The following is a 26,611-nucleotide window of genomic DNA, read 5'->3' as shown; positions in this document are numbered from 1 at the left end:
CTCAGCGGGCGGGGGCCGCGCTGCGGGCCAGCTCCGCCCGCACCGCCGGCGCCACCTCGGTGCCGAGCAGCTCGATGGCGCGCAGCACGTCGCGGTGCGGCATGGTGCCCACGCTGACGTGCAGCATGAACCGGTCGAGGCCGAGGGTCTCGTGCAGCCGGAGCAGCTTGTCGGTCACCTCGGCGGGGCTGCCGACGTAGAGGGCGCCGCGGGGGCTGCGGGCGGCGTCGTAGCTGAGGCGGTTGTACTCGTGCCAGCCGCGCTCACGGCCGATGGTGTTCATCGCCACCGCCGTGGAGGGGAAGTTGATGTCCACGGCCTCCTGCGTGGTGGGCGCGAGGAACCCGTGGGAGTGCACCGCGACGGGCTGCGGGGAGTGCCCGGCCTCGGCGAGGGTGCTGCGGTAGAGGTCCACGAGCGGGCGGAACTGCTCGGGCATGCCGCCGATGATCGCCACCGCGAGCGGCAGGCCCAGCGTCGCGGCGCGCACCACCGAGGACGGGGTGCCGCCGACGCCGATCCACACCGGCAGGAGGTCCTGCACGGGGCGCGGGTAGACGCCGAGGTCGCGGATCGGGGGGCGGTGCCGCCCGCTCCACGTGACGCGCTCGGAGGCGCGGATGCGCAGCAGCAGGTCGAGCTTCTCGGCGAACAGCTCGTCGTAGTCGCCGAGGTCGTAGCCGAACAGCGGGAAGGACTCGATGAAGGACCCGCGCCCGGCGATGATCTCGGCGCGGCCGCCGGAGAGGCCGTCGAGGGTGGCGAAGTCCTGGAAGACGCGCACGGGGTCGTCGCTGCTGAGCACCGTCACGGCGCTGCTCAGCCGGATGCGCTCGGTGCGCGAGGCGGCGGCGGCGAGGACGACGGCGGGCGCGGAGGCCGCGTAGTCGCGGCGGTGGTGCTCGCCGAGGCCGTAGACGTCGAGGCCCACCTGGTCGGCGAGGACGATCTCCTCGACGACCTCCCGCAGCCGCTGCGGGTGCTCCAGCTGCACGCCGGTCACCGGGTCGCGGGTGGTCTCCGCGAACGAGCTGATGCCGATCTCCACGACGTCCCGCCTCCTCGCAGCCCGGGACCCTCCCGTCTGCTTGAGCCTTCAACGATAGGTGGTGCCGGGCTGTTCCCGCACCACCCCACCGCCCGGGCGCTGCGAAGCTTGGTCCCGGTGCGACGACGGCCGTCGCGGGCAGGGAGGGCGGGACGTCCATGACGCAGGTACCGACGACGAGCGGCTCCGAGAGCCAGGCCCCGCCACCGGCGCCCGGCAAGGGCCTCACCCCGGGTGCGCTGACCCTCTGGGGCAACACCGTCATCGGCCTCGGCGCGACGGCACCCGCGTACAGCCTCGCGGCCACCCTCGGGTTCGTCGTCGCGGCCGTCGGCGACCGCGCCCCGGCGATGTTCCTGCTCGCGTTCCTGCCGATGCTGCTCGTCGCCGTCGCCTACCGGGAGCTCAACCGCGCCGCACCCGACTGCGGCACCACCTTCACCTGGGGCACCAAGGCCTTCGGGCCCTGGGTCGGCTGGATGGGCGGCTGGGGTGTCGCCGTCTCCGCGATCATCGTGCTGGCCAACGTCGCGGAGGTCGCCGGGGTCTACACGCTGCGCGTCCTCGGCCTGGGCGACGCCGCCGAGAGCACCGCGGTGAAGGTGGGCCTCGGGGTCCTCGTCATCGTCGCGATGACCTGGGTCTCCTACCGCGGCATCGTCATCTCCGAGCGGCTGCAGAACGTCTTCGTCATCGTGCAGTTCGTCGTCCTCGGGTTCGTCGCGCTCGGCGCCCTGTACCTCGTGTACAGCGGCGCCGCGGGGGAGCAGGCGGTGTACCCGCGGCTGCAGTGGTTCTCCCCGCTCGGGCTGAGCGCCTCCGCCGTCGCCGAGGCCGTCATCCTCTGCGTCTTCATCTACTGGGGCTGGGACGCCTGCCTGGCCGTCACCGAGGAGACCCGCGACGCGGACTCCACGCCCGGCCGGGCCGCCCTCCTCGCCACGGTGCTCCTGCTGGCCACGTACCTGCTCGTCGCCGTCGCCGTGCAGGCGTACGCGGGGTTCGGCGACACCGGCATCGGCCTGGGCAACGAGGAGAACGAGGAGGACGTGCTCACCGTCCTCGGCGGGCCCGTCGGCGGCCCCGTGGTCTCGGCGGTGCTGCTGCTGACGGTGGCCGTCTCGGCCGCGGCGTCCACGCAGACCACGATCCTGCCCACGGCCCGCGGCGCGCTGGCGATGTCGGTCTACGGGGCGCTGCCCGAGCGTTTCGGCCGCGTCCACCCGCGCTACCGCACCCCCTCCTTCGCCACGGTCGTGATGGGCGCGGCGGCGGTCTTCTTCTACCTCGTGCTCTCCCTCGTCAGCGAGGACGCGCTGGCCGACACCATCGCCAGCCTCGGCCTGGCCGTGGCGTTCTACTACGGCATCACCGCGTTCGCGTGCGTCTGGTACTTCCGGCGCACCCTGACCCGCTCGGTGCGCGACCTGCTGCTGCGCGGTGTCCTGCCGCTGCTCGGGGGCCTGGCGATGCTGTGGGCCTTCGTGCAGAGCGCCGTCGACATGGCCGCCGCCGACTACGGCGACACCACGTTCGGGCCGGTCGGCGGGGTGTTCGTCATCGGGGTCGGGATGCTGGTGCTCGGGGTGCCGCTCATGGCGCTGTGCGCGCTGCGGCTGCGGGCGTTCTTCCAGGGCCGGACCCTGCGGGAGGACACCCCGATCCTCGTGCCGGACACCGGTGAGCCGCCCATCGGCGGGCTCTGAGCCGGTACGCCCCTGAGACGGCAGGATCCGTGGCGCATGTGGCGAGAACCGCGGCGACAGCCGGGTCCCGGCCCGCCTAGCGTCGGGGCATGACCTCCCCGGCCCCGACCCGCCGCCAGACGGCACCCCCTCCCGCCGGCCCAGCACCCGCGGTCCTCGCCGCCGTGCTGGTCACCGTGCTGGCGTGGGCCTCGGCGTTCCTCGCCATCCGCGCGGTCCGCGACGACTTCGGAGCCGGTGAGCTCGCCCTCGGCCGCCTCGCCGTCGGCACCCTCGCGCTCGGCCTCGTGGTGGCCGCCCGCCGCAGGTGGGTCCGGCCCACCCGGCGGGAGTGGGCGCTCACTGCCGTCTGCGGGGTCTCCTGGTTCGCCGTCTACAACGTCGCCCTCAACGCCGCCGAGCAGCGGCTCGACGCGGGCACCGCCGCGATGCTCGTCAGCGTCGGGCCGGTCCTCATCGCCCTGCTGGCCGGTGCGTTCCTCGGGGAGGGCTTCCCGCGCCGGCTGCTCACCGGCGCCGCCGTGGCGTTCGCCGGGGCCCTCGTCATCGGGGCCGCCACCAGCCGCGGGTCGGGCACCGACCTCGCCGGGGCCCTGCTCTGCCTCCTGGCCGCCGCCACCTGGGCGGTGGGGGTCCTGGCGCAGAAGCCGGTCCTGCGCCGGCTGCCCGCCCTGCAGGTCACGTTCCTGGCCTGCGCCGTCGGGACCCTCGCCTGCCTGCCGTTCGCGGGTGGCCTGGGCGGGCAGCTCCTCGCCGCACCGGCCGCCGCCACGGCGGGGCTGGTCTACCTCGGCGTGGTGCCCACCGCGCTGGCCTTCGTCACGTGGGCCTACGCCCTCTCCCGCACGGACGCCGGCCGCCTCGGGGTCACGACGTACGTCGTGCCGCCCTTCACCGTCCTGGCCGCGTGGCCCCTGCTGGGGGAGGTGCCGCCGCCGCTGGCGCTGGCCGGGGGCGCGCTCGCCCTGGGCGGGGTGGCGCTCACCCGCCGCGCGCGCTGAGGAGCGTCCCCGGCGCCGCGGGTGCGGTGGGCGCCCACGGTGAAGCGCACCACGAGGGCGGTGCCGAGGAGGAGCTGCAGCGCGGGCAGGAGGCTGGCGTCCGCCGAGTCGGGGCCGCCCCGGACGGCCAGGCCCAGCACGCCGGAGACGAAGACCAGGACGCCGACGGCCACGCCGACCCCGGGAACGTGCCGCGACAGCTGCCGCACCGCCTTGCTCATGCCGTCTCCTCCGCCCTGCGTCCTGCGCTCCGCGACCGCCCGCGGCATCGTGCGCCGCGGGTCGGACAGGACGACGTTAACCCGTTCACCACCGCCCGTTCGCCCGTTTCCGGCAACGTTGCAGAAGCGATCACCCTGCCGGGCCACCACGTCACCGCAGGTGACGCGTGATCATGGTTCGGTGGTCTGCCGACCCCTCAGGAGAGGGATCGGCAGGCGGGCAGGGGCACCGCAGCGGAATCCACGTCCGGCGGGTACCCGTCACCCGGGCGGGTCAGCCGCGCGCCCGGTCGCGCTCAGGAGTCCAGCCGCGCCCGGCGCACCCGCCGGCTCGCCGCGTACGCCGGCCGCCGCAGCGACGCCATCCGCGGCCCGTGCACCAGCCCCGGGACCTGGTTGACCACCGCGTCGAACGCCACGTCCGGCAGCACCGCCGAGCGGTCCACCTCCAGCCGCGCGAACGACCGCCACGGCCCCCGCGGGGACGCCACCGCCAGCGTGAACGAGCCACCGCCCTCCGGCAGCGCCCCCAGCAGCAGCGGCCCGGCCGGGCACGAGTACGCCACGACGCTCGTGTACACCGCCGCCAGCGGGTCCCGCCCCGGGGCCAGCAGGTGCCGGGCCACGGGCGAGCGCCCCGCGCTGGAGGACATCAGCACGTCGTGCGGGGAGCCGTCGGCGCCGCTCACCCGCACCGCCAGGCCCAGCAGGTCCGGCAGGTGCTCCGGCAGCCCACCGCCGCGGGAGAAGCGCACCGCCGCCGCGTCCTCCCCCGGCACGTCCAGCCACGGCACCCCCGCCGGCTCCGCCAGGCCGTGCCGGTGCACGGTCCCGGACACGGTGCGGCCCCGGGCGTGCACGGCCTTGTCCCCGCGCAGCCGCCCCGCCACCGCCATCGCCGCGCCCATCGCCGTGCCCACCGCGGCCAGCAGCGGGCGCTCCGCGGCCCCCGGCGCGGGAGCGGGCGGCAGGGTGGAGACGAACGGGACGGCGCTCTGCTGGTCCGGCATGCCCCGCCCGTACCCGGGCACGCGTGCGCCACACGCGGACGGCGTCCGGGATGATCGGCGCGTGCCCCCACCTCCCCTCGGTCTCCTCCTCGACGTGGACGGGCCGGTCTCCAGCCCGCTGACCCGCACCGTGCGCGAGCCGGGCCTGCTCGCCTCCCTCGTCGCCCTCGCTGCCGCCGGGGTCCCGCTCGTGTTCAACACCGGCCGCTCCGACGCGTTCTGCCGCGAGCAGGTCGTCGCGCCGCTGCTCGCCGCGGGCCTGCCCGCCCACGCCCGGGTGCACGCCGTCTGCGAGAAGGGCGCCGTCTGGTTCGGCGTGGGCGCCGCGGGCCCCGGGGAGGTCTCCGTCGACGACACCCTCGCCGTGCCGCGGCAGGTGCACGACCTCGTGGAGGGGATCGTCGCCGCCCGGTACACCGGCACGATGTTCGTGGACCGCACCAAGCGCGCCATGGTCTCCGTCGAGCAGCGCGTCGACGTCGGCGCCGACGGGTACGCCCCGGCGCAGGAGCGCTTCCAGGCCGAGGTCCTCGACGCCTGCGCGGCCGCCGGCCTCGGGGTCCGCCTCGACGACGACGTGCGGCCCGACGCCGCCGGGCGGGTGCCCTACCGCGTCGACCCCACGATCATCGCGGTGGACGTGGAGTCCGTGCGCCTGGGCAAGGACCTCGGTGCCGAGCGCGCCCTGGAGCTGCTCGCCGCGGACGGGGAGCTGCCGCTGCGCTGGCGCACCGTGGGCGACTCCCGCACCGACTACGCCATGGCCGACCTCCTGCACGCCCGCGGCCTCGACGTCGCCCACGTCGACGTGCGCCCGGCCGGGGCGCTGCCGCCGCGGGCCTACCCCGTGCTGGTCCCCGAGCGGGCCGTGAACGACGAGGCGGGCGCGGCGTACCTCGCGCTGCTCGCCGCGGGCGTGCGCGGGGAGCCGGTGGCCGAGGCGGGCGCCGGCTTCACGTGGGCCGGCACCGGCGTGGCGGAATTCCCCGCGCTCCGCGGCGCTTAGCCTGTCCACCCGCACCAGCGCCGGGCCCGCACCGGCCCGAGACCCGAGGAGATCCCCGTGGCCGACCCCACCACCACCGCGCCCGCCGTCGAGGAGGAGGACGACTTCCTCTCCGGTGTCAGCGCCTGCGCCATCGACGCCGGCCCGGACTGCGAGGCCTGCCAGTAGCAGCGGCCTCCGCCGCGGCGCCGGGGCGCGGTCCCCGGCGCCGGCCGGACCGGCGCCGGCCTCGACGACGCCGCCCGCGCCCTGGCCAGCACTCGTCCGGGGTCCTGCGCCCGGGGAACGAGCACCACGAGGTGCTCGCCGGGCTGGGTCAGCACGCCGGCGTACTCGTCCCCGCCGAGGGCGCTGACGATCCGTTCGCGCTGCCCGTGCCAGGAGGGCGCCACGCCCGCCGGGCCCTCGGCGTGCTCCGGCGACGTCCTCGGAGGCTGCTCGTCACCCGGGGCGGCCGCAGCGGAGAGGTCCTCGGGCTCGTCCACGAGCAGGCTCCTCAGCTCCGGGTGGATGCGTCGAACGTCAGCTTCGCGCACCACCCGCGGCGTGAGCGGGCGTGACAGTCAGGTGAGCAGGAGCCGGTAGCGCTCAGTGGTGAGGGTGAGCGGGCCGTGGTGCGGTCGTGCCTCGACCGGGGTGGGCTCGGGCGTGAGCGGGCCGGTACGTGAAGGGTCCTGGGTGTGGTCGAGGCCTGTGAGGGCCAGGACGGCGGTCTTCACGGCCATGTGCTCGTTGCGGAGCCCGGATGGGCCGAAGTTCGTGCTCACCTCCGGGTCCACGATGAAGCCATCTGCCGTCCTGCGGTAGCGACCGGACCAGCCGGTCCAGCCGTCGTTCAAGATGAAGGTGCCGTCCCGGTTGAAGGTCACGCGCGCTTCGCCGCGCGGGGACACGTGGACTTCGACCTCGTCGACCCGGACCGTGCGCACGCGCCACTCCCGCCCGACCCACAGCGGTGCGGACCGGGCGTCTGCGCGGATCCTCGCGGACGTGCTGCCGTCCGTCGCAACCGCTGGCACGGCACTGGTGCATGTCAGGAGCACCGCGGCCGCGATCGCGGCCCGACACGTCGCCGGCGACTTCATCGCTTCCTCCGTGCGCCGGCGCACCGCAGACGCGGCAAGCAGGGCAGGTGTGCGTCTCGCTCGTCTCCACCGGCCCAGCTCGTGTCCGCACATCGGCGGATCCGGTGGATCGTCCGCTCCTCAGCGGTCCGTGGAGCGATGGTGTCGTGTGGGCGTCGACGAGACGGTCGTGGCGGAGGTGCCGGTGGGGGTGTTCCGGCAGGCGGAGGCGACGCGGGCGGGGCACGGTCCGGTCACGGCCGCGGTGATGGATCCCGGCGGGGAGGATGTCCCCGCTCCGTGGTGACCTGCGGGTCGGGGCGGCGGCGTCCGTGCAGGTTGTGAGCCAGCAGTGCGCCCAGGACGAGGAGTCCGCCGGTGATCTCCAGTGGGCTCGGTCGATAGCCGAGGGCGATCTCGACGGTGAAGGCGGTGACGGGCACCAGGTTCATGAAGAGCGCGGTGTCGTGCGCGCCGAGGATCCTGCTCGCCGACGACCACGACCTGGTCGCGAGGACGGCAGCCAGCAGGACCATGTAGAGCAGCTGCGCCGGATGCGCACGCAGCTCGGCGCCGCCCGGCGTGGTGGCGAGGCCCGCCCAGGTGGCGACCGCGGTGCCGGCAGCGACGGGGAGCAGGCCCGCCAGCACCGCGAGGGTGGTGTAGCGCAGCGGCGAGAGGCCGGGAAGGTCGGCAGGACCCATGGTGTAGACGACCCAGCAGAGGACTCCGGCGAGGATGAGCACATCGCCCCGGCCGAGGATGTCGACCAGGCTCGACGGGTGGCCGCGGGTGATGACCAGCAGGGCCCCGGCCACGGCTGCCAGCCCCGCCACCGTGGTGGCCCGGGAGGGTCGGTGTCGGAACCGGAGCCAGACGACGACGCTCGTCAGCAGGGGGAAGGTCGCCATCATGATGGCGGCGTTCTGCGGGCGGGAGGACTGCAGGCCGAGGTAGACGAGGAAGTTGAAGCCGGCGAACCCCGCCCCGCCCAGCACGACGAGATGGGCGAACCGCCCCTCGAAACGCAGCGCCGACCAGCCCTCCCTCCACACCAGCAGGGCGGTGAAGGGCACTGCCGCGGTGCCGTAGCGGATCAGGGTCAGGTGGAAGGGGTCGATCGCGTCGAGCATCCCGGCCGAGACGCGGAACATGGCGCCCCAGACGATCACGGAGAAGAGGGCGGCCAGGACGCCGGTGGCGGTGCCGGTCCGCCCGGTGCGGGGAGCGCCCGGCCCCGGCGCGGTGTCGACCACCGCGCCGGGATGCGCCGGAACGGCCGTCATCCCGCGGCCGTGCCCGCGAGGTCCGTGGACCGGTGGTTGCGGGTGAGCTGCGCGGTGACCTCAGCGACGCGCCGGCCGAGGTGGTGAGCGGTGCGCAGGTCACCGGAGGAGGGGGACGTGTCGGGCCCGGCGTCGGAGGGCGACTGGGCCATCGCCCCGAGGAACCCGCCGAGGCGGTTGAGATCGTCGATGTCGCCGTCGCTGCGGTAGAGCCAGCCGGGCGGCAGCGCGAGGTTGACCCAGTGCATGCCGTGCTGGGCGGCGAGCACTGCCATGGAGGTGAGGGTGTTGAGCTTGTCGCCGCTGATCCCGGCGGAGTTGGTGAAGCCGGCGGCGACCTTGTCCTTCCAGCCCTGCCGGGCCCAGACACCACCGCTGGCCTCGGCGAAGGCCTGGAAGACGGCCGAGGGACTGCCCATGTAGGTGGGGGAGCCGAAGACGATGGCGTCGGCAGCCTCCAGTGCGGCCCAGAGGTCCTCGTCGAGGACGCCGACGTCACGGAGCTCGGCGGCGACGCCGGCGACGGAGGCGGCTCCGTCACGCACCGCCGCGGCCTGGCGGGCGGTGTGCCCGTAACCGCTGTGGTACGCGATGACCACGGAGGTCGAGCGGTCACCGCCGCGAGTGGTCTGGGCGGGGACGGCGGGGGACGCGGTGGGCGTCATGGTCTCTCCTCGGGTGGCAGGTGCCGAGCAAGCTAGACGGTCGGTCAACTAGCCGTCAATACTTGACCGACCGTCTACTCTGGAGACATGGGACGCACCAGCGATGCACGGCAACGGCTCGTCGACGCGGCACGTGGCCTGATCGCAGCTCGCAGCTACCACGCGGTCGGTGTCAGCGACATCTGCGCCCACGCCGGCGTCCGCAAGGGCAGCTTCTACCACTTCTTCGAGTCCAAGCAGGCCCTCACCTGCGCCGCGATCGACGCCCACTGGGCGGCCCAGGAAGCGGACTGCCTGCGCATCCTCCACGCGGAACAGCCCCCGCTGCGGCGGCTGCGGGAGCTGCTCGACTACTACGTGCGCACGCAGGAGGAGACCAAGTACGCCACCGGCACGGTGCGCGGCTGCACCCTCGCCAACATCACCCTCCAGCTCGACGCCGAACAAGGCGACCTGCGCGCCCGGCTGGGCGACATCTTCGACGCCCAGGTCGCCCAGGTCCTCCACGTGCTGCAGGAGGCCGCCGCCGCCGGCGACGTGCCCGGCCACGTCGCCTCGACGACCACCGCCCGGGCGGTCGTCGCCCAGATCGAGGGCTTGGTGCTGTTCGCTCGCCTGCACGACGACACCAGCGTCCTCGTCGGCCTGCACGCTGCAGTAGGCGCTCTCCTGGGCGTACCCGACGCGCTGACCGGCGCGACCACCGGCGCGCTGACCACTTCCTGACCTCGCTCAGCGCCACCCGCCCCACGCGCCGCCCCGTCCCGGAAGCCGGGCCGCAGGAGGCCGGCAACCCGCGCCGCTCGCCGCCGGCTCAGCCAGGTGGGAGCTGAACCCGAGATCTGCGTCGTGGTGTCCGGCTGAGCATCCGTTCACCGGCAGACCCGACACCACCCGTGAGATGAGTGCGTTCGGGTCGCCCATGATCGCGCCCGCAGGGCGCGGGAGCGTTTGATCATCCTCCCGGGGACGGTGGAGCCGACCACCCGTAGCAGTTCGTTCCCACAGTGGCGTGGTGAGGACGACCAGCCACTGGCAGGGGGGATCGACAGCGTGACCGACCCGGTGGAGCGGGCGGTCCGACAGCGCCGCCACGACATCGCCGCAGCAGCCGTGGCCAACGGTCGCGAGCCCGGGCCTCGCCGCCTGGACCTCATGATCGCCGCCACCGCCCGGGCTCATGACCTCGCGCTGGTCACCTCGAACCCCGACGACCACCGAGGGCTGGAGGCGTTGCTCGCGGTGACGAGGCCCTGACGTGCCGCCCGCGGCGGGTCGGCGGCGGCCGCACCGCCGGGCGCGCCCTACTCGACGTTGACGCCGAAGTCGCCCGCGATGCCGCGCAGGCCGCTGGCGTAGCCGGCGCCCACCGCACGGAACTTCCACTCCACCCCGCGCCGGTACACCTCGCCGAACACCATCGCCGTCTCCGTGGAGGCGTCCTCGCTCAGGTCGAAGCGCACGAGCTCCTCGCCGTCGTCGAGGTTCACGACCCGGATGAAGGCGTTGTGGATCTGCCCGAAGTTCTGCCGGCGGGCGTCCGCCTCGTGGATGGACACGGCGAACACGATGCGCTGGCACTGCTGCGGCACCCGGGACAGGTCCACCTCGACGACCTCGTCGTCGCCCTCGCCCTCACCGGTGCGGTTGTCCCCGGTGTGCACGACGGAGCCGTCGGGGCTGGTGAGGTTGTTGTAGAAGACGAAGTGCGCGTCGGACAGGACCCGGCCGTCGGCGCCGAGCAGCAGGGCGGAGGCGTCGAGGTCGAACGCCTGTCCGGTGGTGGTGCGCACGTCCCAGCCGAGGCCGACGCTCACGGCGCGCAGGTCCGGGGCGGCCTTGGTCAGCGAGACGTTGCCGCCCTTGGCGAGGCTGACTCCCATGTCGTGCTCCCTCGTGCCGTTCCGGTGGGGCGACGCTACCCGACCTCAGAACTCCTCGAAGGTCGCGGGGTCTTGGCCGGAGACCCGCTCCCCGCTCTCCAGGGAGGCGACCGCCGCGAGGGCCTCGTCGTCGAGCCGCACGTCCAGGGCGGCGAGGTTCTGCCGCAGCAGGTCCTCCTCGAACGCGGCGGGGAAGGTGACGACGCCGCGGTGCAGGTGCCAGGCGAGGACGACCTGCGCGGGGGTGACGCCGAGGCGTTCCGCGGTGCGCACGAGGGCCGGTTCCTCCAGCAGGTCGTTGCCGGCGCCGAGCGGTGACCACGCCTCGGTGACGATGCCCCGGCGGGCGTCGTCGGCGAGCTGGGCCTCCTGCGGCAGGCGCGGGTGCATCTCGACCTGGTTGACCGCGGGGACGGTGCCGGACTCGCGCTCCAGCCGGTCCAGGTGCTCGGGCAGGAAGTTGGACACCCCGATGGCGCGGATCAGGCCCTCGGCGCGCAGCTCCTCCATGGCGTGCCAGGACTCCACGTACCGGTCGAGGCGGGGCAGCGGCCAGTGCACGAGGTAGAGGTCGACGTGGTCGAGGCCGAGCCGCTCCAGGCTGCCGTGCAGGGCCTCCTTGGCGGAGGTGTAGCCCTGGTCGTCCCCGCGCAGCTTCGTGGAGACGAACACCTCCTCGCGGGGGAGGCCGGAGTCGGCGATGCCCTGCCCGACGCCGCGCTCGTTCTCGTAGCGGGAGGCGGTGTCGAGCAGGCGGTAGCCGAGCTCCAGGGCGCGGGCGACGGTGCGGCGGGTCGTGGGGTCGTCGGCGCGGGCGGTGCCGAGGCCGAGCCGGGGGATGGTGGCGCCGGTGTTGAGGCGCAGGGCGGGGACGGCGCTCACGTCCCCACCCTGCTGCGGCAAGCGGTTGCCCGCAACACCTCGCTCAGCCGCGCTCCGGCCTGCGCGCCCACTCCGCCCACGGCACGTCGCGCGGCACGAAGGCGGGCGCGCGCAGCGGCCACGCCTCGCCCAGCCAGCGCGGGACCAGCTCGTCCAGGGCCGCCTCGACGTCGGAGCCGGCGAGCTCGTCCACCACCCACCACGACACCTCGGCGTCGTGGCCCTCCTTGCGGGTGGGGTCGACGTAGACGCAGCCCAGCAGCGCGGTCTCGCCCTCGTCGAAGAGGGCGTAGTTGAACGACTCGTGCGCGGCGATCTCCGCCTCGTGGCGGGCGAGGTCGGCGCGGTCCTGCTCGTGGGTCATGCCCTCCGGGGGCCATCCCCAGGCCTCGCCGTACAGGGCCCACAGCCGCTCGCGCGAGCCCGTCACCGCGGGCATGTCGAGGCCGACGTCGTCGGCGCGGATCGGGCGCAGGTGGTGCCCGGTGGGCAGCTCGACGCGCTCGGGGTGGCGGAAGTCCTCCGGGAGCCAGGGCACGGGCCGACGGTAGCGGCGACGCGCCCNGGGGGGGGGGGGGGGGGGCCCCGCGCCGGGTGGCGGGCGGGGTCGCGGTCAGCGTGCGGCGCTGCGCCGGAAGGCGCGCAGCGCCCACGCCCACCCGGCCAGGGCGATCACCGCGCACCAGGCCACCGCGGTGGCCGCGGTGCTCCCGTCGGCGTTCCCCGCCAGCAGCCCCCGGACGGTCTCGATGACCGGGGTGGCGGGCTGGTGGGCGGCGAACCAGCGCAGCCCGGCGGGCATCGACTCCACCGGAGCGAAGCCGCTGCCCAGGAAGGGCAGCAGCACCAGGGGCATCGGCAGGTTGCTGGCCGTCTCCACGCTGTCGCTGACGAGACCGAGCGCCAGGCACAGCCACGTCAGGGCGAGGGCGAGGAGCAGGAGCACGCCCACGAGGGCCGCCCACCCGGCCACCCCCGCGGCGGGGCGGTAGCCCAGCGCGACCGCCACCCCCAGCAGGACCCCCATGGCGAGGAACGACTGCACGACGCTGCCGAGGACGTGCCCGGCGAGCACCGAGGAGGGGGCGATCGCCATGGTGCGGAAGCGGGCGACGATCCCCGCGGTGCGGTCCATGGCGATGGAGATCGCCGTGCCCTGGGCTGCGCCCGCGGCGGCCGCCACGACGAGGGCGGGGGTGACGTAGTCGAGGTACCGCGCACGGCCGTCCGCGCCGGCGTCGGCCCCGCCGGGCAGGCCCGCCCCGAGGGTGCCGCCGAGGACGTACACGAAGAGCAGCAGGAGCACCACGGGCATCGCGACGAGGATCACGGTCAGGCTCGGGTAGCGCCGCATCCGCAGCAGGGAGCGCGACAGCATCGTCGCGGAGTCGGTCAGGGCGAGGGTGGCGGCGCTCACCGGGCCACCTCCTCGCGCACGGCGCCCGCGGCGGGGGCGGGGGCGCCACCCGTCAGGGCGAGGAAGACGTCGTCGAGGCCGGCGGTGCGGACCTCGACGTGCTCGGCGGGCACGTCGTGGGCGTCGAGGCGGTCGAGCACCGCCCGCACGGCGCGGGGGTCCCCGCCGCCGGGCAGGACGAGCGCGAGCGCGGCCTCGTCGGGCACGCCCTCGGGGAACGCGCGGACGGCGGCGGCCAGCCCGGCGCCGTCGCGCAGGTGGACGCGGGTGCTGCCCCCGCCGACGCGGCGCTTGAGCTCAGCGGGGGTTCCGGAGGCCACGACCCGCCCGGCGTCGAGGACGGCGACGGAGTCGGCCAGCTCGTCGGCCTCCTCCAGGTACTGGGTGGTGAGCAGGACGGTCGTGCCGCCGGCGACGAGCGCGCGGACGACGTCCCACAGGGCGCGCCTGCTGCGGGGGTCCAGCCCGGTGGTGGGCTCGTCGAGGAAGACGACCTCCGGCTCGCCGACGAGGGTCATCGCGAGGTCGAGCTTGCGCCGCATGCCGCCGGAGAACGTGGAGACCGGCCGGTCGGCGGAGTCCGCGAGGTCGAAGCGCTCCAGCAGCTCCGCGGTGCGGCGGTGCCCGGCCGCCCGGCCGAGGTGCAGCAGGCGGGTCATCAGCCCGAGGTTCTCCCGGGCGGTGAGCAGGTCGTCGACCGCGGAGATCTGGCCGGTGACGCCGATGGCCGCGCGCACGGCGGCCGGCTCGGTGGCGACGTCGTGCCCCGCGACCTGCGCGGTGCCGCCGTCGGCGGGCACGAGGGTGGAGAGGACGTCCACGGTGGTGGTCTTGCCGGCCCCGTTGGGCCCGAGCAGCGCCAGGACGCTGCCGGCGGGGACGGTGAGGTCGAGGCCGTCGAGGACGGTGCGCCCGCCGTAGGCCTTGCGCAGCCCGGTGGTGCGCAGGGCGGTGCGGGGGACGGGCGAGGGGGACCGGGGGGGTGGGGTGGGCTGGGGGTGCACGGCTGCCTCCGGGCAGGGCGGGGCCACCGGGGCGCGGCGCGCGGCGGCTCGGGCGGGTGGGGCCGCGCCGCGGCGCGGGGTGTGAGGTGTGCGGGTGCCCGGTGGGCGTCAGGTGCCGGCGGGCGTCAGATGTCGAGGTCCTCGACGACGGGTTCGGCGGCCAGGGCCGCGACGTGGACGTGCAGCTCCTCGGGGACCACCGCGCGCAGGGCGTCGAGGTCGTCGACGACCTCCAGGGTGGCGGTGGCGGCCGTCGTCCCCCACTGCTGGTCGCTGCTGAAGTGCTTGCGCCAGCCGCGCGCCTGGCCGTCGGGGCCGGCGCTCCACAGGGTCTCGGGCGACTTCTCCAGGTGGACGGCGAACCTGCCGCTGCGGGTGCGGTAGACGCGGAACCGCTCGGTGCGCTCGGCGGTGGAGCGGCTCCACTCCACGAGGAGCACGCCGGTGAAGCGCTGGCGGCGGCCGGGGCCCGGGCCGACCCGCACGGTGATCTCCTCGAAGCCCTCCATCTTCGCCTCCTCCGCGTCGACGAGGCGTCGCAGCGCGGTGCTGACGGCCGCCGAGAGGTTGCCGCCGGTGAGCTCCTGGGCGCGCTGGAAGAGGGGCAGGTCGCCCTCGGCGACGTAGATCGTCTTGTTGGGCACGGTTCATCGTAACCTCCGCGCCCATATAAACATACATATACGTATATCGGAAGAGCCGCGGGAGGGCCCGGTGTGCGCCGGGCCCTCCTGTGCGCCCGCTCAGCCGTCGACGAGGTTCACGACGCCCTCACCGCTGCGCAGCACCCCGGTCCCGGCGCCCGCCAGCACCGGGTCCATCGCCGCGGCCAGGCGCAGCCACCGGCCGGCCTCCGCGTCACCGCGGCGCTGCAGGGTCCGCCCGAGCAGCAGGGCCGCCCCCGCGTCGGAGGGGTCGGCCGCCACGAGCCCGCGGGCCAGCTCCTCGGCGCGGCCCAGGGCGGCGAAGTCGAACAGGGCGCGGGCCAGGAGCCGGCGCACGGCGGGCTCGCCGGGGGAGCGCTCCTCGGCGAGCTCCAGCAGCCGGACGGCCTCACGGGGCTGCCCCTCCCGCAGCCAGCCCTGCGCGGCGCGGTAGAGGTCGAGGGTGGTGTCCACGGCGTCCTCCCGGTGTAGGTGATCGCTCACACAACATCCGCGGGGTGCGCGTCCTTCCCGCCCGGCCGTGCTCCGGTGGTCGACCTATGCTCGGACCATGACCTCCGGCACCGACGTGATCGGCCCGACAGGAACCGCCACCCGCCCGTCCGGGATCGACCTCAGCGCCCTCGACCCCGGCACCCGCCCCCAGGACGACCTCTACCGCCACGTCAACGGCGCCTGGCTCAGCACCGCGGAGATCCCGGCCGACCGGGCGCTCGACGGGGCGTTCATCCGCCTGCGCGACCAGTCCGAGGAGGAGGTCCGCGCCATCGTCGAGGAGGCCGCCGCCTCCGGCGCCCCGGAGGGCAGCGACGCACGCAGGATCGGCGACCTCTACGCGAGCTTCATGGACACCGACGCGGTCGAGGCGCTCGGCGCCTCCCCCCTGGAGCCCGAGCTCGCCCTCGCCGCACAGGTGGAGGACGTCGCCGGCCTGGTCCGCACCTGGGGCCGGCTGCAGCGGGTCGGCGTCAACGGCCCCTTCGCCTTCTACGTCGACACCGACTCCAAGCAGTCCGACCGCTACCTGCTCCACCTCACCCAGTACGGGCTCTCCCTGCCGGACGAGTCCTACTACCGCGAGGAGCAGTACGCGCAGATCCGCGGGCAGTTCCGCGAGCACGTCCGGCGCATGCTGGAGCTGGCGGGCCTGCCCGACCCCGAGGGTGCCGCCGCGCGGGTCCTGGAGCTGGAGACGGCCGTCGCCGCCCACCACTGGGACCGCGTGAAGAACCGCGACGCCACCCTCACCTACACCAGGGTCGAGCGCGCCGGCCTGCAGGAGCTGCTGCCCACCGTGGACCTGGCCGCGTGGCTGGACGCCGCCGGCATCGAGGAGTCCGCCCTCGCCGAGGTGGTCGTCCGCCAGCCGGGCTTCCTCGCCGGGCTGTCGGGCCTGCTCACCCCCGAGCGCGTGCCGCAGTGGCGCGAGTGGCTCCAGTGGCGCATCGTCCACGGGGCCGCCCCCTACCTGTCCTCCGCGTTCGTCGACGAGAACTTCGCCTTCTACGGCACCACCCTGTCCGGGACGCCGCAGCTGCGGGAGCGGTGGAAGCGCGGGGTCGCGCTCGTGGAGGGGGCCCTGGGGGAGGCGCTCGGCCGGCTCTACGTCGAGCGGCACTTCCCGCCCGTGGCCAAGGCGCGCATGGAGGAGCTCGTCGCCAACCTCATCGAGGCCTACCGGCAGGACATCGCCGCGCTGGACTGGATGACGGAGGAGACGAAGACCCGCGCCCTGGAGAAGCTCGGCAAGTTCACCCCCAAGATCGGCCACCCGGCGAGGTGGCGGGACTACTCCGACCTCGTCGTGGACCGCGCCGACCTGCTGGGCAACGTGCGCCGCTCCAACGAGTTCGACCTGCGCTACGACCTCGGCAAGCTCGGCGGGCCGGTGGACCGCGACGAGTGGTTCATGACCCCGCAGACGGTCAACGCCTACTACAACCCGGGCATGAACGAGATCGTCTTCCCCGCGGCGATCCTGCGCCCGCCGTTCTTCGACCCCGACGCCGACGACGCCGCCAACTACGGCGGCATCGGCGCCGTGATCGGCCACGAGATCGGCCACGGCTTCGACGACCAGGGCGCCAAGTACGACGGCGACGGCAACCTCTCCGACTGGTGGACCGACGCCGACCGCGAGGAGTTCGGCAAGCGCACCGCCGCGCTCATCGCCCAGTACGACGCCCTGGAGCCGGAGGAGGTGCCGGGCCAGCGCGTCAACGGCGCCCTGACGGTCGGGGAGAACATCGGCGACCTCGGCGGCCTGACCATCGCGCACAAGGCGTACGAGATCGCCCTCGACGGGCAGGAGCCGCCCGTGATCGACGGCCTCACCGGCCGGCAGCGGCTGTTCTTCGGCTGGGCCGCCGTCTGGCGCGGCAAGGTCCGCCCCGAGGAGGCCGCCCGCCGCCTCGCCGTGGACCCGCACTCCCCGCCGGAGTTCCGCTGCAACGCCGTCGTGCGCAACCTCGACGAGTTCCACGAGGCCTTCGGCCTGCGCGAGGGCGACGAGCTGTGGATGGACCCCGCGGAGCGCGTCCGCATCTGGTGAGCCCGGCCGGGCCCGTGCGCGGGCCCGGTCAGCCGCGGCCCTTCCTCGTCAGGACGGGGAAGGGCCCGGCCGCCTCGACGTCCTCCGCGCGCAGCGGCCGCCCCACGTAGTAGCCCTGGATGACGTCGCAGCCGTAGTCGCGCAGCTGCTCCAGCGTCTCGGCGTTCTCCACGCCCTCCGCCACGATCCGCAGGTCCAGGCTGCGGCCCAGGCCGATGATGCTGCGCACCAGGATCGCGCTGGCCTGCGCCTCCCGCGGCAGCGACATCCCCCGCACGAACGAGCGGTCGATCTTCAGCTCCCGGACCGGCAGGCGCTGCAGGTACGACAGGCTGGAGTGCCCCGTCCCGAAGTCGTCCAGCGACAGGGTCACCCCGATCGCGGCGAGGCGCTCCAGCACGGGGACCGTGCGTTCCGGGTCGCCCATCACGCTGCTCTCGGTGATCTCCAGGATGAGCTTGCTCGCGGGCAGCCCGGCCTCCACGACGGCGCCGGCGACGTGCTCCGGCAGCGACACGTCGTTGATGTTGCGCGCGGACAGGTTCACCGCGACGGCGAGGTCCAGCCCCGCGGCCTGCCAGGCGCGGCACTGCTCCAGGGCCTGCGCCAGCACCACCTTGGTGAGCTGGTCGATGAGGCCGGTGGACTCCGCGAGCGGGATGAACGCGTCGGGGGTGAGCGGCCCCAGCGCCGGGTGCGCCCAGCGCACCAGGGCCTCCACGCTGGTCACCGCGCCACGGGCCAGGTCCAGCTTCGGCTGGTACCTCAGGTGCAGCTCCCCCCGCTCCAGCGCCGCGTGCAGGTCCGTCAGCAGCGCCAGGCGCTCGGCCCGGCCCCGGTCCAGCGCGGGGGTGTAGAGCATCACGCGGGTGCCGGCGGTCTTGCCCGCGTACATGGCGGTGTCGGCGTGGCGCAGCAGGTCGGTGTGGTCCTGCCCCTCGGTGGCGACGGCGACGCCGAGGCTGGCGTCGGTGCTGACGGTCACCCCGTCGAGGTCCACGGGCGGGCTGAGGGTGTCGACGATGCGCTGCGCGACGGAGAGGGCGTCCAGCTCGGGGCTCTCGCACCGCGGCAGCAGCACCGCGAACTCGTCACCGCCCAGGCGCGCCACGGTCGCGTCCGGGCGGACGGTGTCCTGCAGGCGCCGGGCGACCACCTGCAGGAGCTGGTCGCCGACGTGGTGGCCGAGGGCGTCGTTCACCTCCTTGAAGCGGTTGAGGTCGAGCAGCACGATCGCGGGGCCGGTGTCGGTGCCGCCACCGGCGAGGGCCTCACCGGTGCGCTCGGCGAGCAGGGCCCGGTTCGGCAGGCCGGTCAGGGAGTCGTGGGTGGCGTCGTCCCGCAGCCGCTGCACGAGGTGGCGGCTGTGCACGGCGACGGCGAGGTGCCCGGCGAGGGCCTGCAGGAGGGACAGGTCGTCGAGGGTGAAGCTGGGGATGTCGCCGAGCCGGTCCACGGCGACGAGGACGCCGTGGGTCTCGGAGCGCGCCAGCGGCACGACGAGCGCGTCGCGGATCCCGTGCTCGTCCAGCCACCGGCGGGCGCCGGGGGAGTGGGTGCGCGAGTCCAGGAGCACGGCCTCGCCCCCGTGCGAGGCGTAGAGGGCGGGCCACTCGGCCGCCACGTCCTCACCGGCGCGCAGCAGCACGGTGCCGCTCTCGTCGACGCTCGTGCAGGTGGCCGGGCCGGTGCCGCGCCCGGTGCCGGTGGGGGTGAGGGTGAGCTGGACGCGGGTGGCGCGCACGAGGGTGCGGACGTGGGTGAGCAGCCGCTGGGCCACCTCCTCGGCGGTCCCGGGGCCCTCGCCCTGCTCGATGAACTCCTGGACGAGCACGAGGGACTGGTGGCGCCTGCGCAGGACGAGGTAGCCGCGGTAGACGAGGGCGGTCACGACCACGAACACCGTGAGCAGCGCCAGGCCGAGGGGCCCGGCGTTGAACAGCGCGGCGGCGATGAAGCCGAGGGTGGTGGTGATGCCCACGAAGGCGGCCGCGGACATCAGCGCCTCGAGCACCTCCTCGCGCTGGGGAGGTCCCTGGTTGATGAGGATGGCGAGCATGACGAAACCGGCCATCAGCAGGTCGATGACGGCCAGGCTGGCGTAGCAGACCAGGGCGGTGCGCAGGTCGAGCCCCGCCCCCTCGGGGAGCAGGGCGTGGACCAGCGTGAGGACGAGGGCGGTGTCGAGCAGGTAGGCGGCGGTGTTGTACGCGAACTTCAGCGCCGGTGCCCGCTGCACGGCGAAGGCGATGCTCGTGGCCAGGACCCGGACGAGGACGAGCTCGTGGGGCGGCACGTACAGCAGGCCGAGGAGCAGGGGGATGCCCGCGAGGGAGAAGGCGTACGCCTGACGGCGGATCTCGACCAGCGCCTGGCCGAGCTCGGTGAGGTAGAAGGCCAGACCGAGGCCGAGGAGGACGAGCAGCCCGGCCGTGCCCCTGGGGCCGGGCAGCAGCGCCTCGTGCGGGAGCCGGGAGGAGAGGAGGGCACCGACGCTCGCCAGCGCGAGCGTGAGGGCGACGGTGAGGGCGGTGGGGTTCGTGAACGGACCCCCGCGCCGCCTGCCGGCCTCCTCCTCGCCGGGCACGTGCCCGGACGTCGGCGCCTCGCCGCCAGCAGCCATGGCACCTCCTCGCGCGCGGCCGGCTGCCGGTGCGGTCCCCGGGTGGGGCGCAGTCGGTGGCCGGTTCGCTCCAGTCCTACCCGCGTAGCCATATCGTCACACAGCGGAGCGCGGCAGATCGGTCCCGCACGACGACGAAGGCCCCACCGCGCGGTGCGCGGTGGGGCCTGCCGGGAAGGTGTGGTGCCGCGGGCTCAGGCCCAGCGGGAGCGCTCGGTGCTGGCCCAGCGGGAGCGGTCCGTGGTGCTCGCCCAGCGGGAGCGGTCCGCGGTGGAGCCGGTGGTGGAGACCGTGGCGGACGTCGGGGTGCTCGCCCAGCGGCTGCGGTCGGTGGTGCTCGCCCAGCGGGAGCGGTCCGTGGTGCTCGCCCAGCGGGAGCGGTCCGTGGTGCTCGCCCAGCGGGAGCGGTCCGTGGTGCTCGCCCAGCGGGAGCGGTCGGTGGTGGAGTCCTGGGCGCTGGTGCCCGTGCCGACCGTGGTCCCGGAAGGTGCTGCCAGCGCGCTGGTCGCGGTCGCGACGGGCGCGGCGGCGATGACGGCGCCGAGCGCGAGGGCGGCCAGACGAGGGCCCTTCCAGGTGACACCGCGGTGCGACATGTCTGCTCCTTACTGACTGTGCCGGACTAGCAACCTGGTGTAGTCATCGGCACAGAGCGAGATTCCTTAAACGCCATTCGCCTCCCCGTCACCCGTTCGGGCGCTTGTCCGACGATCGAGGTAGCTGAGAGTCACCAAATATGGCAGGCGTCGGACGGCTCCGCCCGATCGGGCCCCTCTGGTCGCTCTACGTGACCCCTTGGTCGATCCGGTCCTCCGGACGGCGTATCCGGGGGGTGGGGAAGCCTCTCCGGAGGGGTGACGCACACCGTGGCGCCGGCGCGAGAGTGTCGGCGGCGGGGCGTAGCGTCGCTCCTGTCGGCGTCGAGGACACGGCCCGGCACCAGCACGACGGACAGCACCGACGGAGGTGCACGATGGACGTTCGGATCGCTCCCGTGCGGACCCTTGCGACCCCCACCCACCGGGGTGGGCGGCCCTGGGTGATCGCCGCGGACGTACCCGTGGTCCTCGGCTCGCGCGACCGGCGCAGCGGCCGGGTCCTGCTCAGCCCCGCCGGGACCGCCGAGTGGTGGGGCGGTGAACCCCACCAGGACGCCGCCTTCCACCGCCGTCTCGCCGCCGAGGCGCGGCGCTGCGGCAACGTGCTCGGCGTCGCCCGGCAGGAGGCCCTCGCCGAGCTGCGGGCCGCCTTCGAGGCGCTGGAGGGATCCCGTCCGCAGACGCCGGAGGTGCCCGGCACCGTCCGGGAGCACCTGGCCGCCGCCGCCGACACCTCCCGCCGCCCCCTGGAGCGGGCGTGGCACCTGCTCGGCGCCGAGCGCCGGCAGGCCCGCGAGCTCGCCGGGGAGACCCGCCGCTGGGCGCGGCGGGTGACCGCGCCCGGCGCCGCCGTCCTCCTCGCCGCCTGCACCCCCGACCCCGGCAGCCCCGCCCTCGAGATCGCCGTGCTCGACGCCGCCACCGGCGCCGCCCTGCTGCACGTCCTCGTCGACCTGCACCCCTGCGTGTCCGGCCACCTCTGCTGCTGTCCCGCCGGCACCGACGTGCCCCGCACCGCCTCCCTGCGGGACGTCGCGCCCCGGCTGCTGGCCGTGACGGGCGGGCGGTCCGTCCTCGCCTTCGACGCCTCGGCCCAGCGCCGGCTGCTCAGCCGCTCCGCCACCGGCTGCGGGGCCGACCTGGACGCGCTGTACCCGGCGCGCCGCTGGGAGGACCTCACCCTGCGTGCCGCCGACTGCGCCGGCACCGGAGCCGGTCCCTCCCGGCCCGCCTCCCGGGCGCTGCCCCGCTGCCGGCAGGGCCGCGACCTGCTGCTCGCCCTCACCACCCCCGGCGACGCGGGCCTGCGGGCGGCCTGAGACCCCGCACCGGGCTCCCCCGCGAGGGAGCCCGGTGCCGCCTCAGCGGGGGCGGGGCGTCCCGACGTGCACCACGACGTCGCCGTCCACCACGGACACCGCGTGCGTGCGCACCGCCCGGATCGCCGGCGGCCCGGACGGCTTCCCGGTGACCAGGTCGAACTCGGCCGCGTGCAGGGGGCACTCCACCGCGCACTCCCACACCTCGCCCTCCGACAGCGACGCCTCGGCGTGGGTGCAGGTGTCGTCGATGGCGTACAGCTCCCCGTCGACGTTGAACACCGCCACCGGGACCTCCAGGTCCAGGCGGACCACCTCACCGGGAGGCAGCTCGTCCAGGGTGCAGGCGACGACGTCGCCGTCCCCGGGGGTCGTCTGCGCGGGCATGGGCATCCTCCTCGTGGTGCTCGGGGCCTCGTTCCGGCCCGGTCGGGCTCAGACGGGGCCGGGGGGCAGGCGCGGGTTCAGCAGGTGGGCCACCAGCGCCGTCCAGCCCGTCTGGTGGGTGGCGCCCAGCCCCTCGCCGGTGTCGCCGTCGAAGTACTCGCTGAACGTCGGGTGCTCCCGCCACAGCGGGTCGTCGCTCGCCTCGATGCGGTTCCCGTCGGTCGGACGGCGCCCGTCCACGGGGCGGAACAGCGACACCAGGCCGTCGTCGATGAGGTCGGCGCACTCCGTCAGCGTCAGGTGCATCCCCGACCCCGCCGGCACCTCCACCGTGAAGGAGTCCCCGAAGTGCCGCCCGTACGTGCGCAGCTTGTCCGCCAGCAGCACGTTCACCGGGAACCACACCGGCCCCCGCCAGTTGGAGTTGCCGCCGAACAGCGGGGTGCGGGACTCACCCGGCTCGTACTCGATGGAGGAGCTCCTGCCCCCGACCTCCGTGTGCACCGTGTCCTTCACCGCCGCCGACAGCGACCGGATGCCGAACGGCGACAGGAACTGCCCCGGGTCGAACATGCGGGTGAGGATGGAGCGCAGCCGCTCCGGGTCCAGCAGCGACAGCAGCATCCGCCGGCCCTCCGGGGTGGAGCGCGACATCAGCGGCCCCGTCACGTCCGGGCGGCGGTGCTGCAGCCAGCGCAGCCGCCGCGTCAGGTCCGGGCACTCCTCCGCGATCCAGGAGGGCACCTCCGTGGCCCCCAGGATCGGCAGCAGCCCGACCATCGAGGGTACCCGCATCGGCTCGGCGCTGCCGTCGGGGCGGACCAGCACGTCGTAGAAGAAGCCGTCCTCCTCGTGCCACAGCGACCGGCTGTGCGAGCCGAACGAGTTCATCGACTGCGCGATCGAGAGGAAGTGCTCCAGGAACTTCGTCGCGGCGTCCTCCCACGCCCGGTCGTGCCGGGACAGCTCCAGCGCGATCTTGAACATCTGCTGGCAGTAGAACGCCATCCAGCTCGTCGCGTCGGACTGCTCCAGCCGGAAGCCCGGGGGCAGCGGGGCGGAGCGGTCGAACAGGCCGATGTTGTCCATCCCGAGGAAGCCGCCCTCGAAGATGTACGAGCCGTCGGCGTCCTTGTTGTTCACCCACCACGAGAAGTTCAGCAGCAGCTTCGTGAAGACCCGGATGAGGAACTGCTGGTCGCGGTAGCCGTCGATCCGGTACACGTGCCACGCCGCCCACGCGTGCACGGGCGGGTTCACGTCCCCGAAGGCCCACTCGTACGCCGGCAGCTGCCCGTTGGGGTGCATCGCCCACTCGCGGCACATGAGCACGAGCTGTTCCTTGGCGAAGTCCGGGTCGACGTGCGCCAGGGGGATGGCGTGGAAGGCGAGGTCCCACGCGGCGAACCACGGGTACTCCCACTCGTCCGGCATGGAGATCACGTCCGCGATGGACAGGTGCCGCCACGCCGTGTTGCGAGCCCCGGGCTCGGCGCGCTCCTCCGGCGGCGGGTCGCCCGACGGGTCCCCGTCGAGCCACTGGCGCACGTCGTAGCGGTACAGCTGCTTGCACCACAGCAGCCCCGCGTAGGCGCGCCGCGCGATGTGCCGGTCCTCGCCCTGCACCCGGGGGTGGATGACGTGGTCGTAGAACTCGTCCGCCTCGGTGCGGCGCTCCTCCAGCACGTCGTCGAAGCCGGGGCCGAACGTGGACGACGACGGCGGCAGGTGCGACAGCCGCAGCCGCACCGTCACCGTCGCCCCCGGCGCGACCTCGTCGAACCGGTACCAGAACGCGGCCTTGGTGCCGCTGCGCGCGGGGTTGACGGACGTGCGCGAGCCGAACACGACGCGCTGGTTGATGCCGTCCTTGGTGTACCGGGTGCGGTTGCGGTGCGCCCCGAACAGCCCGACCCGGTTGGTCTCGTTGTCGCAGAACAGCACCTCGGGGGAGCCCTCGGCGGCCAGGTAGTACCGCCCGAGGTGGGCGTGCTCGCTCTCGACGGCCTCGACGCCCGCCACCGACAGCGTCGGGGGCAGCATCTGGCTCATGGTGCCCTGCCGCGGGTCCCAGCCCCACGCCCACGTGTTGCGGAACCAGATCTGCGGCAGCAGGTCCAGCGGCGCGGGGTCCGGGCCGTGGTTGGTGGCGCTGACGGTGATGCACACGTCGTCCGGGGACGCCTTGGCGTAGCTGACCATGACGTCGAAGAAGCGGTTGCCGTCCAGCACGCCCGTGTCGCCGAGCTCGTACTCGCGCTCGTCCCGGCCACGGCGGGCGTTCTCCTCGCGCAGCTGCTGGTACGGGAACTCCGCCTGCGGGTAGCGGTACATCCACTGCATCCAGGAGTGGGTGGGGGTCCCGTCCACGGACCACCAGTACTCCTTGACGTCCTCGCCGTGGTTGCCCTCGCCGTTGGTGAGGCCGAAGAGGCGCTCCTTCAGGACCGGGTCGCGGCGGTTCCACAGGGCCACGGAGAAGTTGAGGAAGCCGTAGCGGTCGGAGATGCCGCCCAGGCCGTCCTCGCCCCACCGGTAGGCGCGGGCGTGGGCCTGGTCGAAGGGGAAGGAGGTCCAGGCGTCCCCGTCGGCGGAGTAGTCCTCGCGCACGGTGCCCCACTGCCGGCCCGCCAGGTACGGCCCCCACATCCGCCAGGGCGCGTCGTCACCGGCCGAGGCGGCCAGGCGGGCGTGCTCGGCACTGGGGTAGCGGCCGGGGCCGGACTGGTCGGGCCAGCGACGGGAGCTCACGTGCCCATCCTGCCCCGTCGGTGTGAACGGTGTGTTCCCGAGGTGCGTCAGCCGACGCGCTCGCGCACCCGCGCGGCGACCGAGGCGAGGTGCCCGTCGTCGTGCACGACGCGCCCGCCGCCCTCCGGCCACGCCAGGGGCAGCTCCAGCCAGCTGCGGCAGCCGCCGTGCTCGGGCAGGCGGCGCAGCCGCAGCGGTGCCCCTCCCCCTGCGCTCCGCGCGGGCGGTACTCCCAGCTCCACGGCGCGCACGACGAGGGCGGTGAGGCGGTGGCGGGGCCGGAAGTCGACGCGGGTGGCGCGCACGGACTCCGGGGTCCAGATGTGCAGGTCCACCAGGTCGTCCACCTGTTCGGGCCGCTCGACGGGCACCACGGCGAAGACCTCCAGGCCCACCCGCAGCACCAGCTCGTCCGTGCCGGCGTCGGCCTCGCCGAGGGGCAGCAGGTCGTGGTGCTCCGGGCGCACCGACCCCGCGTGGCTGTGCGCGACGGTGGGGAACAGCAGGAAGCGGGAGGCGCCCACCTCGAACCGCTTCTCGTGGATGCCGCCCTTGCGCAGCAGCAGCGCCTGCCGGCCGTCGAGGAGGGCGTGCGCGACGGCCCCCCACTCCTTCAGGGCCGGCACGAGGGTCCCGGTGGTGCTCACCACCCCAGTCTGGAGGACGGCGCGGCAGGGGTGGAGACTGCCCGCGCGCCGCGCGAGCGGACGGATCCGGCGACGAAGCGAGGTCCCATGAGCTACGACGTGTTCTCCCTCTCCGGCCGCACCGCCCTGGTGACGGGCGGCAACCAGGGTCTCGGCAAGGCGTTCGCGACGGCCCTGGCGCAGGCGGGGGCGCGGGTGGCGGTCCTCGCCCGCGACGGGCAGCGCACCCAGGCCGTGGTGGAGGAGGCCCGCGCGGCCGGGCTGGACCTGGTCCGGGTGGACGCGGACCTGACCGACGACGCGCAGCTGGAGCGCGCGGTCGCCGAGGCGCACGAGGCGCTGGGGTCCCTGGACGTGCTCGTGAACAACGCCGGGACCTGCTACCACGCGCCGTCGTGGGAGGTCACGGACGAGGAGTGGGCCGCGGTGATGGACCTCAACGTGCGGGCGCTGTGGAGGACGAGCCTGGCGGTGGGCCGCGTCATGCGGGAAGCCGGGCGCGGCTCGATCGTCAACATCGGCTCCATCTCCGGCATGATCGTGAACCGGCCGCAGATGCAGCCCGCGTACAACGCCTCCAAGGCCGCGGTGCACCAGCTCACGAGGTCCCTGGCGGCGGAGTGGGCACCGCTCGGCATCAGGGTCAACGCGGTCGCCCCGGGCTACGTGAAGACGGACATGGCGCCGGTCGACCGCCCGGAGTTCCGGCGGCACTGGATCGAGGACGCCCCGCAGCAGCGCTACGCCTCGCCGGAGGAGATCGCCCCGAGCGTGGTGTTCCTCGCCAGCGACGCCGCCAGCTTCATCACCGGCTCCGTCCTCGTGGCGGACGGGGGCTACACCCTCTGGTGAGGACCGCCGGGCGCTAGCGTCCGT

27 protein-coding genes are annotated in these 26,611 nt (G+C 74.6%); 9 read left to right on the top strand and 18 right to left on the bottom strand.

The genetic code is table 11. The annotated features are described in order from the left end of the window. Position 1: 1 nt before the first annotated feature. Complete coding sequence (locus ACYQBY_RS08025) at positions 2-1,048, bottom strand: LLM class flavin-dependent oxidoreductase (protein WP_459643329.1); 1,047 nt, start codon at positions 1,046-1,048, stop codon at positions 2-4. Positions 1,049-1,206: 158 nt separating this feature from the next. Between ACYQBY_RS08025 and ACYQBY_RS08020 the strand changes: the two genes are divergently transcribed. The 3 genes from ACYQBY_RS08020 to ACYQBY_RS08010 all read left to right on the top strand — a co-directional run bounded on the left by ACYQBY_RS08020 (position 1,207) and on the right by ACYQBY_RS08010 (position 4,147). After that, complete coding sequence (locus tag ACYQBY_RS08020; RefSeq protein WP_459643328.1) at positions 1,207-2,754, top strand: APC family permease; 1,548 nt, start codon at positions 1,207-1,209, stop codon at positions 2,752-2,754. A gap of 89 nt (positions 2,755-2,843) precedes the next feature. Beyond that, positions 2,844-3,755, top strand: coding sequence for a DMT family transporter (locus ACYQBY_RS08015; RefSeq protein ID WP_459643327.1), 912 nt, complete (start codon positions 2,844-2,846; stop codon positions 3,753-3,755). 26 nt (positions 3,756-3,781) lie between these two features. Then, the gene (locus ACYQBY_RS08010; protein ID WP_459643326.1) at positions 3,782-4,147 is read left to right on the top strand and encodes a hypothetical protein; all 366 of its coding nucleotides are present in this window, start codon (positions 3,782-3,784) and stop codon (positions 4,145-4,147) included. A 125-nt stretch (positions 4,148-4,272) separates the two neighbouring features. On the opposite strand, the gene ACYQBY_RS08005 is transcribed toward ACYQBY_RS08010, so the two are convergent. Further along, a complete protein-coding gene (locus ACYQBY_RS08005; RefSeq protein WP_459643325.1) occupies positions 4,273-4,986 on the bottom strand; it encodes a hypothetical protein in 714 nt (237 codons plus the stop codon). Positions 4,987-5,047: 61 nt separating this feature from the next. Here ACYQBY_RS08005 and ACYQBY_RS08000 point away from each other — a divergent pair, with 61 nt between their 5' ends. After that, entirely contained in the window at positions 5,048-5,992 is a 945-nt protein-coding gene (locus ACYQBY_RS08000; protein WP_459643324.1) for a hypothetical protein, read from the top strand. On the opposite strand, the gene ACYQBY_RS07995 is transcribed toward ACYQBY_RS08000, so the two are convergent. From ACYQBY_RS07995 to ACYQBY_RS07980, 4 genes are all read right to left on the bottom strand, one after another. Further along, a complete protein-coding gene (locus ACYQBY_RS07995) occupies positions 5,989-6,477 on the bottom strand; it encodes a hypothetical protein (protein WP_459643323.1) in 489 nt (162 codons plus the stop codon). The genes ACYQBY_RS08000 and ACYQBY_RS07995 overlap by 4 nt on opposite strands. A gap of 78 nt (positions 6,478-6,555) precedes the next feature. Then, positions 6,556-6,921: a hypothetical protein gene (locus ACYQBY_RS07990; RefSeq protein ID WP_459643322.1), complete on the bottom strand. Its 366-nt coding sequence runs from the start codon at positions 6,919-6,921 to the stop codon at positions 6,556-6,558. 389 nt (positions 6,922-7,310) lie between these two features. Then, positions 7,311-8,312, bottom strand: a complete 1,002-nt coding sequence (locus ACYQBY_RS07985; protein WP_459643321.1) for a DMT family transporter — start codon at positions 8,310-8,312, stop codon at positions 7,311-7,313. Between the two features lie 26 nt (positions 8,313-8,338). After that, entirely contained in the window at positions 8,339-9,007 is a 669-nt protein-coding gene (locus ACYQBY_RS07980; RefSeq protein WP_459643320.1) for a flavodoxin family protein, read from the bottom strand. A gap of 87 nt (positions 9,008-9,094) precedes the next feature. Here ACYQBY_RS07980 and ACYQBY_RS07975 point away from each other — a divergent pair, with 87 nt between their 5' ends. After that, entirely contained in the window at positions 9,095-9,733 is a 639-nt protein-coding gene (locus tag ACYQBY_RS07975) for a TetR/AcrR family transcriptional regulator (protein ID WP_459643319.1), read from the top strand. Positions 9,734-10,060: 327 nt separating this feature from the next. After that, positions 10,061-10,264: a PIN domain-containing protein gene (locus ACYQBY_RS07970; RefSeq protein WP_459643318.1), complete on the top strand. Its 204-nt coding sequence runs from the start codon at positions 10,061-10,063 to the stop codon at positions 10,262-10,264. A gap of 47 nt (positions 10,265-10,311) precedes the next feature. Here the strand turns inward: ACYQBY_RS07970 and ACYQBY_RS07965 are convergent, their stop codons facing one another. The 7 genes from ACYQBY_RS07965 to ACYQBY_RS07935 form a co-directional block, all read right to left on the bottom strand. Further along, a complete protein-coding gene (locus tag ACYQBY_RS07965) occupies positions 10,312-10,890 on the bottom strand; it encodes a TerD family protein (protein ID WP_459643317.1) in 579 nt (192 codons plus the stop codon). A 45-nt stretch (positions 10,891-10,935) separates the two neighbouring features. Then, positions 10,936-11,772 carry an aldo/keto reductase gene (locus ACYQBY_RS07960; RefSeq protein ID WP_459643316.1) on the bottom strand — a complete coding sequence of 279 codons (837 nt, stop codon included), beginning with the start codon at positions 11,770-11,772 and terminating at the stop codon, positions 10,936-10,938. A 43-nt stretch (positions 11,773-11,815) separates the two neighbouring features. After that, on the bottom strand, positions 11,816-12,310 hold the full coding sequence (locus tag ACYQBY_RS07955) for a GNAT family N-acetyltransferase (protein WP_459643315.1): 495 nt from the start codon (positions 12,308-12,310) through the stop codon (positions 11,816-11,818). A 75-nt stretch (positions 12,311-12,385) separates the two neighbouring features. After that, positions 12,386-13,189, bottom strand: a complete 804-nt coding sequence (locus tag ACYQBY_RS07950) for an ABC transporter permease (protein ID WP_459643314.1) — start codon at positions 13,187-13,189, stop codon at positions 12,386-12,388. Next, positions 13,186-14,193 (bottom strand): ATP-binding cassette domain-containing protein, encoded by a 1,008-nt coding sequence (locus ACYQBY_RS07945; protein ID WP_459643313.1) that lies wholly within the window; start codon positions 14,191-14,193, stop codon positions 13,186-13,188. Before ACYQBY_RS07945 ends, ACYQBY_RS07950 begins: the two co-directional genes overlap by 4 nt. A 125-nt stretch (positions 14,194-14,318) precedes the next feature. After that, positions 14,319-14,837 carry an EXLDI protein gene (locus tag ACYQBY_RS07940; protein WP_459643312.1) on the bottom strand — a complete coding sequence of 173 codons (519 nt, stop codon included), beginning with the start codon at positions 14,835-14,837 and terminating at the stop codon, positions 14,319-14,321. 99 nt (positions 14,838-14,936) lie between these two features. Beyond that, positions 14,937-15,341, bottom strand: a complete 405-nt coding sequence (locus tag ACYQBY_RS07935) for a tetratricopeptide repeat protein (protein ID WP_459643311.1) — start codon at positions 15,339-15,341, stop codon at positions 14,937-14,939. Positions 15,342-15,408: 67 nt separating this feature from the next. Between ACYQBY_RS07935 and ACYQBY_RS07930 the strand changes: the two genes are divergently transcribed. Next, positions 15,409-17,409 carry a M13 family metallopeptidase gene (locus tag ACYQBY_RS07930; protein WP_459643310.1) on the top strand — a complete coding sequence of 667 codons (2,001 nt, stop codon included), beginning with the start codon at positions 15,409-15,411 and terminating at the stop codon, positions 17,407-17,409. Positions 17,410-17,437: 28 nt separating this feature from the next. Here ACYQBY_RS07930 and ACYQBY_RS07925 read toward each other — a convergent pair whose 3' ends face one another. Next, positions 17,438-20,032: a putative bifunctional diguanylate cyclase/phosphodiesterase gene (locus tag ACYQBY_RS07925; protein ID WP_459643309.1), complete on the bottom strand. Its 2,595-nt coding sequence runs from the start codon at positions 20,030-20,032 to the stop codon at positions 17,438-17,440. A 194-nt stretch (positions 20,033-20,226) separates the two neighbouring features. Next, entirely contained in the window at positions 20,227-20,628 is a 402-nt protein-coding gene (locus ACYQBY_RS07920; RefSeq protein WP_459643308.1) for a hypothetical protein, read from the bottom strand. A gap of 443 nt (positions 20,629-21,071) precedes the next feature. Here ACYQBY_RS07920 and ACYQBY_RS07915 point away from each other — a divergent pair, with 443 nt between their 5' ends. Continuing rightward, entirely contained in the window at positions 21,072-21,950 is an 879-nt protein-coding gene (locus ACYQBY_RS07915) for a hypothetical protein (protein ID WP_459643307.1), read from the top strand. Positions 21,951-21,992: 42 nt separating this feature from the next. Here the strand turns inward: ACYQBY_RS07915 and ACYQBY_RS07910 are convergent, their stop codons facing one another. From ACYQBY_RS07910 to ACYQBY_RS07900, 3 genes are all read right to left on the bottom strand, one after another. Then, positions 21,993-22,337, bottom strand: coding sequence for a bifunctional 3-phenylpropionate/cinnamic acid dioxygenase ferredoxin subunit (locus ACYQBY_RS07910; protein WP_459643306.1), 345 nt, complete (start codon positions 22,335-22,337; stop codon positions 21,993-21,995). 48 nt (positions 22,338-22,385) lie between these two features. Continuing rightward, the gene (locus ACYQBY_RS07905) at positions 22,386-24,986 is read right to left on the bottom strand and encodes an MGH1-like glycoside hydrolase domain-containing protein (protein WP_459643353.1); all 2,601 of its coding nucleotides are present in this window, start codon (positions 24,984-24,986) and stop codon (positions 22,386-22,388) included. Positions 24,987-25,135: 149 nt separating this feature from the next. Then, positions 25,136-25,735, bottom strand: a complete 600-nt coding sequence (locus ACYQBY_RS07900; RefSeq protein WP_459643305.1) for a DUF1802 family protein — start codon at positions 25,733-25,735, stop codon at positions 25,136-25,138. A gap of 87 nt (positions 25,736-25,822) precedes the next feature. Here ACYQBY_RS07900 and ACYQBY_RS07895 point away from each other — a divergent pair, with 87 nt between their 5' ends. Continuing rightward, a complete protein-coding gene (locus ACYQBY_RS07895; protein ID WP_459643304.1) occupies positions 25,823-26,587 on the top strand; it encodes an SDR family NAD(P)-dependent oxidoreductase in 765 nt (254 codons plus the stop codon). The last annotated feature ends 24 nt before the right edge of the window (positions 26,588-26,611 follow it).

It is taken from the genome of Kineococcus anabasis, from assembly GCF_054590795.1.
This window is presented reverse-complemented; position numbering and strand designations above follow the sequence as displayed.

Bases quoted from the DNA above. Each gene is read 5' to 3' on its own strand.
- ACYQBY_RS08020 (WP_459643328.1), top strand. From the start codon at position 1,207: ATGACGCAGGTACCGACGACGAGCGGCTCCGAGAGCCAGGCCCCGCCA.
- ACYQBY_RS08015 (WP_459643327.1), top strand. From the start codon at position 2,844: ATGACCTCCCCGGCCCCGACCCGCCGCCAGACGGCACCCCCTCCCGCC.
- ACYQBY_RS08005 (WP_459643325.1), bottom strand. From the start codon at position 4,986: ATGCCGGACCAGCAGAGCGCCGTCCCGTTCGTCTCCACCCTGCCGCCC.
- ACYQBY_RS07980 (WP_459643320.1), bottom strand. From the start codon at position 9,007: ATGACGCCCACCGCGTCCCCCGCCGTCCCCGCCCAGACCACTCGCGGC.
- ACYQBY_RS07975 (WP_459643319.1), top strand. From the start codon at position 9,095: ATGGGACGCACCAGCGATGCACGGCAACGGCTCGTCGACGCGGCACGT.
- ACYQBY_RS07965 (WP_459643317.1), bottom strand. From the start codon at position 10,890: ATGGGAGTCAGCCTCGCCAAGGGCGGCAACGTCTCGCTGACCAAGGCC.
- ACYQBY_RS07930 (WP_459643310.1), top strand. From the start codon at position 15,409: ATGACCTCCGGCACCGACGTGATCGGCCCGACAGGAACCGCCACCCGC.
- ACYQBY_RS07925 (WP_459643309.1), bottom strand. From the start codon at position 20,032: ATGGCTGCTGGCGGCGAGGCGCCGACGTCCGGGCACGTGCCCGGCGAG.
- ACYQBY_RS07920 (WP_459643308.1), bottom strand. From the start codon at position 20,628: ATGTCGCACCGCGGTGTCACCTGGAAGGGCCCTCGTCTGGCCGCCCTC.
- ACYQBY_RS07910 (WP_459643306.1), bottom strand. From the start codon at position 22,337: ATGCCCGCGCAGACGACCCCCGGGGACGGCGACGTCGTCGCCTGCACC.
- ACYQBY_RS07905 (WP_459643353.1), bottom strand. From the start codon at position 24,986: ATGTGGGGGCCGTACCTGGCGGGCCGGCAGTGGGGCACCGTGCGCGAG.
- ACYQBY_RS07895 (WP_459643304.1), top strand. From the start codon at position 25,823: ATGAGCTACGACGTGTTCTCCCTCTCCGGCCGCACCGCCCTGGTGACG.